The organism is Klebsiella sp. 7-CIP_Kleb., assembly GCF_050378655.1.
In the GTDB taxonomy this organism is placed as follows: domain Bacteria; phylum Pseudomonadota; class Gammaproteobacteria; order Enterobacterales; family Enterobacteriaceae; genus Klebsiella; species Klebsiella quasipneumoniae.
Genome location: NZ_JBNRLJ010000023.1, coordinates 1 through 5,954, shown reverse-complemented (window position 1 = coordinate 5,954; position 5,954 = coordinate 1). Strand labels below are relative to the sequence as shown.

General features: G+C 43.0%; 4 protein-coding genes. 1 reads left to right on the top strand and 3 read right to left on the bottom strand.

The genetic code is table 11. From position 1 onward, the window contains the following. Window positions 1-71: 71 nt before the first annotated feature. The 3 genes from ACQUTI_RS26140 to ACQUTI_RS26130 all read right to left on the bottom strand — a co-directional run bounded on the left by ACQUTI_RS26140 (window position 72) and on the right by ACQUTI_RS26130 (window position 4,778). Window positions 72-1,706, bottom strand: coding sequence for a carbohydrate porin (locus tag ACQUTI_RS26140; RefSeq protein ID WP_080861659.1), 1,635 nt, complete (start codon window positions 1,704-1,706; stop codon window positions 72-74). A 208-nt stretch (window positions 1,707-1,914) separates the two neighbouring features. After that, window positions 1,915-3,378 (bottom strand): glycoside hydrolase family 1 protein, encoded by a 1,464-nt coding sequence (locus ACQUTI_RS26135; RefSeq protein WP_080861660.1) that lies wholly within the window; start codon window positions 3,376-3,378, stop codon window positions 1,915-1,917. Next, complete coding sequence (locus ACQUTI_RS26130; RefSeq protein WP_051691498.1) at window positions 3,375-4,778, bottom strand: PTS transporter subunit EIIC; 1,404 nt, start codon at window positions 4,776-4,778, stop codon at window positions 3,375-3,377. Before ACQUTI_RS26130 ends, ACQUTI_RS26135 begins: the two co-directional genes overlap by 4 nt. 172 nt (window positions 4,779-4,950) lie before the next feature. Between ACQUTI_RS26130 and ACQUTI_RS26125 the strand changes: the two genes are divergently transcribed. Beyond that, a complete protein-coding gene (locus tag ACQUTI_RS26125) occupies window positions 4,951-5,949 on the top strand; it encodes an AraC family transcriptional regulator (RefSeq protein WP_080861663.1) in 999 nt (332 codons plus the stop codon). Window positions 5,950-5,954 lie beyond the last annotated feature (5 nt).

Genomic DNA, 5,954 nt, shown 5'->3' with positions numbered 1-5,954 from the left:
ACACTTATCCCACCGCTGCCATCAACGACAGGTGATATTGCGCTGATAAGCAGCGGTCGGAGCGATATTGTTTACCAGAACAGTTCCGTCTGCACGCCCACGCTAAATTGATCTTTCTTTTCATCTGTGAAGGTAAATTCATCAATACCGTTATCCAGTACTTTTAACCACGTGCCGTAGAATCGTATTTCAAACTTCGAGTTAAACGCACTGCTTCCTAATTTTAATGCGTGGTAAAGAGTGGTTTTAACCCCTGACTCGTGGGTTTTTAAACCATTATTATTGTTTTGCTGGTTAAAATAACCTAACTCGATACCTGTCTGGTTGTACTTATTGAAAATGTACGCGGGGCGAACTACCGCCCGAACACTTTTGAAATCGGTATGTGCACCGGTTTCATAACTGTAGACGTCATTACCACCGGAGAATAATAAAGTATGTGCAACGATAACATTATCGACAGGGTAAAACTCTCCCTGTTCACCGAAACGCCAGGCAATACCATTGGTATGATCGCCATAATAATAACGTCCAGTACCAAAATTAGATGACGCATCATAGATTTTAGCGAAACTACTGGCGAAGGAGTTGTTAGCCACCTGCATACTATATTCAGTGAATCCGTCACGAGAGAGTTTATTATTGATGATACCGGTCAGAAGCCATGCATCCTTCATCTTATAATATTCACCGTCATTTTGTGATGAACTCTGTCCGTCGCTTTTATTCGCCATCGCATAGCGACCATACAGATCCCAGGTCGTATTCGTTGTTAGTGGAAATTTCCGAAGGCGAACATCAAGACTGTTGGTGTTTACCGCCTGGGTGGTGGTGCGATCTTTGGAATAATTATCTAAGTCTTCCCGACCCAAACCAATTGCCAGTGTCCCTTTACCCAGTGGAATATCTTCGATCCCTACACCAGAAGCGATTGCGCCTTTGTGGTAAGAGAAGTCCAGCATCTTAAATTCCTGAGCGCGTAATTTGTGGCGTCCTACCCAGAAAGTTGCATCGGGAATAGCGCTGATAAATCCTTTTGTTGTCACATAAATATCTGAAAACTGCATCATGTTTTCACTGGTTGAATCGAAGGGTTCTTTGACATAAGTTTCACCAACGTTACCATCCATCAACACAATAGCTTTTGCTGTTCGCCCATCCTGGTCATATAATTTCTGACTAAACAGTAAGTCATACCAACTGCCGTGTTCGTTGCCAAAACGCCCCAGAGAACCAATGGCCCAGCTCTGCGGGCTGCCATTGCTGGCAGTCCCCCAACCGGATCGGAAATAGCCGTGAAATGAAAAACCAATTTCGTCTTCGATGGCTTTCGACAGTTCTTTGATATTCATATCTGCTGGTCGCCGGGTACTGTTTTTGGTCTTTGGTTTTGCCTCTGCTTTCTGTTGCTGAATTTTATCAATTGGACGAGCAACCTGTGCATGGGTATCCACGGCCGGGTTTAGCAGCGCGGGATTTGCCGCAGTAACGTGGTTCGTTTTCTTCTCTTTCTTTTTATAAATGGCGAGTTCATGTAATGCTTTTTGGAGTTTATCTTCGGTAGTTTGTAATTTACCCTCCGTATTTTTTGCATTTTGTTCAAGCAGGCTCAGTCGTTGCTCCACGGATAATGATTGCGCCCATACCGGTTCGGAACACATCAAAATAAAAGGTAATAATGTAATCCTGGTTTGCCAGTTCGACATAGTTTTCTATTCCTATCATCATTAAGTTGCATCACAGGGAGGATGCTTATATTTATGAAAACATAACAAAGGATATGAACTATTCCGCGGTTGACAAAGGCATTGTCACCGCTACTTTATATAAAATTAATAAACATCAATATACAGCCATTGAGAAATGAATAACTCAGCAGCAGAAATTACCCTGCTGCTTTATAGGATAATAAGGTTAAGTTAAATCTTCACCGTGTGATGCAATGCACTTTTGATACCAATAGAAAGAATCTTTTTTGTAACGCTGATAACTTCCTTTACCCTCATCATCAAGATCAACATAAATAACACCATAACGTTTAGACATTTCAATCGTACCACAGGAGACAATATCTATGATCCCCCACATGGTGTAGCCAAGAAGTTCTACACCATCAATGACGGCTTCTTTCATTTGCAAAACATGCTGACGTAAGTATTCGATGCGGTAAGGGTCGTGAATGCGATGATCACTTTCGAGAATATCGGTGGCACCAATACCGTTCTCAGCGATAAACAGTGGGATACGGTAACGATCGTAAAATTGGTTTAGCGTGATACGTAACCCGATGGGATCAATTTGCCACCCCCAGTCACTGGCTTTCAGATACGGATTTTTATTACCACTGACCAGATTCCCGCCCGTGGTTTCCCATGTTTTGTCTGTTGTGGCTACCATCGACATATAGTAAGAAAAACTCAGGAAATTGACAGTATTGTTGCGGAGAATTTCATCATCATCCGATTCTTTGTGGATCCTGATTCCGTTGTCGTTGAAGTAGCGCTGCATATATGCCGGATATTCTCCACGGACCATAACATCGGTGTAGAAATAGTTTGCGTATTGTTCTTTGTGCATTGTTTCCAATACATCTTCAGGCTTACAGGTTGCCGGATAAGTGGTAAAGCGGGCGATCATCCCGCCGATCCGCGCTTGCGGCAGAATTTCCCGAGCCAGTTTAATAGTGAGCGCGTTAGCAATAAACTGATGGTGTAGACACTGGAAGATCGCGGATTCATAATGATCTTCCTGGTCTTTGATGACACAGACACCATTATAAGGATTGAATTTTCCCGCATTGATCTCATTGAACGGTAACCAAAAATCTACCCGATCACCCAGTTTTTCGAATAAAACCCTGGCATAGCGCAGGTAGAAGTCGACCAGTATGCGGTTTTTCCAGCCACCATATTCTGTCACCAGATTTACCGGAATATTGTAATGGAGCATGGTGGCGAAGACTTTCATTCCCCGTTTGTGACATTCATCAAACAGATCGATATAGAACTTAATTCCCTGTGGATTTGGGTGTTCATCATCTCCGTTAGGAAAAATGCGTGACCAGTCAATAGAAGTGCGGAAAATCTTCATTCCCATCTCTTCCATCAATGCAAGGTCATCAGAATAGCGATTATAAAAATCAATACCCCGTGTGAACGGATAGTTGACCGCTTCAATGTTGTGTAAAGCGGCATTGAAACGTTCGGACGTCATATTAATATTACGATTATGATCACGTTCCGCACGATTCCAGTTGGGGTTAAAATAGCGAATGTTCTGCGTATCTAACCCTTTACCATCCTGCGCATAACCCCCATCGGCTTGTGCAGCTGAAATAGCGCCACCAAATAAAAAATCTACATCAAATCCTGTTTTCACTTAACATCTCCTGTTTTATTACCTGACTCAATGCGTAGCAAGACCACGGTCAGCAAATAAGCTACGCAGAAACTTATCGCCGCCCCGCTTATCGCAAAAACAATATTCATTGAATTATTGGGGTCGATAAACACGGGAAGGGTGGTTAATCCTGTTGGGGCCAGAGTCATGCGTTTGACCCCCATAATCCCAACAAATAATCCACCGACAGCACCGGCAACCAGCACCGCGTAGAAAGGTTTTTTCAGCTTCAGATTCACGCCATAAAGGGCTGGTTCAGTGATACCCAGCAGGGCGGTAAATCCGGCACCACTCGCCAGAGCACGAAAATCCGCGTCCTTGCTGAATCTTGCCGCCGCCAGTGCCGCCGCCCCCTGAGCAATATTTGACACCAGGAAGCCTGCGCCGATCATGTCAAAGCCATTGGTGGCAAGCGACTGGAAGGTTATCGGCATGGTCACGGCATAATGCATTCCGGTCATGATAAAAATGGGTGAGAAGACCGCCATAATAAAGGGCAACAGCCAGATACAATGGTCATTAACATAAGTTATGCCGACGCCAATACCTTTGCCGACAAAGTCACCAAAGGGCGCAATAATGGTTAACCCGAGTGGCACCATGATCAGCAGAGTCAGAAAGGGTTTCATAAAGAACAAAATAGCGCGTGGTGACAATCTTTCTGACAAGCTTTCCGCCCATGAAGCGATCCATACCATCAGAATGACCGGGATAACCGTGGAACCATAATGAACCAGTGAAACCGGAACATTAAGGAAACTAAGCGGGCTACGAGTGGCAACCATTGCTGTGAAGGTGGGGTGCAATAACATCCCGCCAAGTGTCATGGCGACAAACGGGTTCATACCAAACTTCATGGCGGAGGTGTACGCCAGCATGATCGGTAAAAAGTAGAAGGTTGTATCCGCTGCAAAATTAAGAACGACCCATGTCTGGGAGGTTTTTTCCATCAGACCGGTCATGGTCAGGATAATCAATAGCGTTTTCAGCATTGCTGCGCCGCTGATCGCAGGCAGGATCGGGGTAAATATCCCCGAGATGATGCCAAGAGCTTGTGAGACAACATTCTCTTTTTTCATCTTCTGCACGTCCGCAGGATCTTGCCTTACTTCAGCGGGTGTGGCGTTACTCTTGTTATTTTTTAAAAGCGTAATAGCGGAGAAAACATGGCCAACCTGTTGTCCTAATATCACTTGAAATTGACCACTACTTTCTACTGCCCCCAACACACCAGGCAGAGCGGAAACCGTTCCTTTATCTACCGGATCCATTGTATTGAGTGTAAACCGTAAACGCGTAGCACAATGCGTGACATCTTTGACATTATTCAGACCACCAATTCTCTCAATGATATCTTTTGCGAGCTGCTGATAATTCATTGTTGTCTTCCAAAATAATATTATGTTAAGGAGTGATAGCTTTTACTTATAATTTAAAACCCTGCTACTTTTGAAATTGCTTTTCACTAATTCATCCCCGATTATAGGTATTAAAACAGCACAAACAATATTCAAACCGACCGATCACAGTAACAAAAAGTAAGGTGATGTGATGCATAACCAGGATCTCGACACTCAGCTACGGCAGATTACCGAAAGTGAGCGATTTTATCTCAATAATCCCGGCGAAATCAGCCCTAAGTATAAGAATATAAATAAGAAAAATGTCAATGGACAGCAGGTGTACCGTTTCGAACATCCACGTGTCAGTCAGACGGAGATTGAGATAAGTAAGGATTCTCGCTTCACTTCTGTGCCGCTGCATACCCACACCAATGTCAATATGAACTATATCTATTCTGGATCATGCACCTATGTGGTTGACGGTAAGGAAATTACGTTAAATCAGAATGATGTTTGTATTTTTGATACTGATGTTATTCGCAGTAAAAAGACCATTGGTGAGAATGATATTGTGATAAATATTAGTCTTAGCAACAGCTTTTTCTCCAACTATTTTCTTAGTCGCCTAACCCAGCAAAATATTCTGACCGGTTTTATACTGACTGCCATTTCTGCGACCAGGCAGCATGATAACTATCTCATCTTCAACACTCAAAATAGTCAAAAGATACGGGAGTTATTTATCTTTACCATGGAGGAGTACGGCAGTGATAATCTCTATTCACGCGAACTGATTGACTCATATCTGTCAATTATTTTCATTGAGTTGTTACGTATTTTTCATGCCAATAAAAACAAACAAACTATTCAGCTGTCAACTGATAAAACGGGTGAGATAATCAGCATCATCAGCTATATAGAGAAGAACTATCTGACATGTAGTCTGACTACGCTGGCAGAAAAATTTAACTATCATCCTAAATATCTCTCTCATCTGATTAAAGAAAAAACCGGGAAGTCATTCAAAGAGATTCAGTTACTGCAAAGAATGAAGGTGGCGGCTACCTACCTGACTAACTCCGCTTATCCAATACATGAGATTGCAGAAAAGGTCGGTTTTTATAATAAAAACTCCTTCTATGAAAAGTTCCGGGAACACTTTGGTATGACGCCGAAACTGTATCGGGATAGCAACCATCATGGGTAGCAGGC

Excerpts from the sequence above, each read along its gene's own strand:
- ACQUTI_RS26140 (WP_080861659.1), bottom strand. The coding sequence starts at position 1,706 with ATGTCGAACTGGCAAACCAGGATTACATTATTACCTTTTATTTTGATG.
- ACQUTI_RS26130 (WP_051691498.1), bottom strand. The coding sequence starts at position 4,778 with ATGAATTATCAGCAGCTCGCAAAAGATATCATTGAGAGAATTGGTGGT.
- ACQUTI_RS26125 (WP_080861663.1), top strand. The coding sequence starts at position 4,951 with ATGCATAACCAGGATCTCGACACTCAGCTACGGCAGATTACCGAAAGT.